The sequence below is a fragment of the Kitasatospora sp. NPDC054768 genome (assembly GCF_053612025.1).
On record NZ_JBSHBN010000340.1, the window covers coordinates 1 to 1,638 of the forward strand.

General features: G+C 70.1%; 1 protein-coding gene. It reads left to right on the forward strand.

Annotated features, from left to right (window positions below; translation table 11 throughout):
- A partial coding sequence (locus tag ACWGKU_RS40980; protein ID WP_452181090.1) for a type I polyketide synthase occupies nucleotides 1-1,638 on the forward strand: 1,638 nt, incomplete at both ends.

Genomic DNA, 1,638 nt, shown 5'->3' on the forward strand with positions numbered 1-1,638 from the left:
CGATCGAGGTGCAGGCGTTGTCACGGGCGTTCGGCGACACCGGGTCCTGGGCCCTCGGCTCGGTCAAGGGGAACGTCGGCCACCTCGACGCCGCCGCCGGCATCTCGGGCCTGCTCAAGACCACGCTCGCGCTCAAACACGAACTCCTCCCCGCCTCGCTGAAGTACACCCGCGGTAACCCCGACATCGACTTCGCCAACAGCCCGTTCCACGTGCAAGCGGAATCGACTCCCTGGCCACGCACCGAGAACCACGTCCGCCGCGCCGGGATCAGCGCCTTCGGCTTCGGCGGCAGCAACGCCCACCTCATCCTCGAAGAGGCTCCGGCCGTCGAAGCCTCCCCGGCCGGCACACGCCCGACCGAAACACTCATCCTGTCCGCTCGCACCCCGCAAGCACTCGAAGAAGCCACCGACCGACTGGCCGCCCACCTGCGCCGCGAACAGCCCAACCTCGCCGACGCCGCCCACACCCTGGCCACCGGCCGCCGCACCTTCCCCCACCGCCGCACCGTCACCGGCACCACCCCCGACACCATCGCCACCGCCCTGGAGACCCGCGACCCCGCCCACGTCACCACCAGCCACACCACCCGCGAGACCGCACCGTTGGTCTTCCTGTTCAGCGGCCAGGGCTCCCAGCACCCCGGCATGGCCCACGACCTCTACCAGCACGAGCCCGTCTTCCGCACCTGCGTCGACGAATGCGCCGAACTCCTCGCACCACACCTCGGCGAGGACATCCGCGAGGTGATCTTCACCCAGGACCCCCGACTCGACCAGACCCAGTGGGCCCAACCCGCCCTCTTCGTCATCGAATACGCCCTCACCCGGCTCTGGCACTCCTGGGGCATCACCCCCACCGCCATGCTCGGCCACAGCCTCGGCGAATGGACCGCCGCCTGCCTCGCCGGCGTCTTCACCCTCCCCGACGCCCTCCGCCTCGTCGCCCTCCGCGGCCGCCTCATGCAGGCCCAGGCCCCCGGCGCCATGCTCAATGTGATGGCCGACCGCACCACCGTCGAAGCCGCCCTCCCCCACAACCTCTCCCTCGCCGCCCACAACGGCCCCCGCGACTGCGTCGTCTCCGGCCCCCACAACGCCATCCAGGCCTTCACCACCCTCGCCGAAGAACACGGCTGGCCCACCCAACCCGTCACCACCTCCCACGCCTTCCACTCCCCCCTGATGGAACCGGCGATCACGGAATTCACCACCGCCGTCGCAGACGTGCCCCGCCGGACACCGAACACCCCCTTCATCTCCAACACCACCGGCACCTGGATCACCGACCAACAAGCCACCGACCCCGCCTACTGGGGCCACCACATCCGCGCCACCGTCGAATACACCACCGGCATCCGCACCACCACCACCGAACCAGGCACCACCCTCCTCGAAATCGGCCCCGGCCAGACCCTCACCAGCCTCGCCCGCCGCACCCTCACCAACACCGCCACCCAGGCCACCACCCTCGCCTCCCTCCCCCACAAACGCGACCCCCGCACCCCCTCCGAAACCATCCAACGCACCCTCACCACCCTCTGGCTCACCGGCACCACACCCGACTGGACCACCTACCACACCCACCAACAACGCCGCCGCATCCCCCTCCCCACCTACCCCTTCCAACACAAGC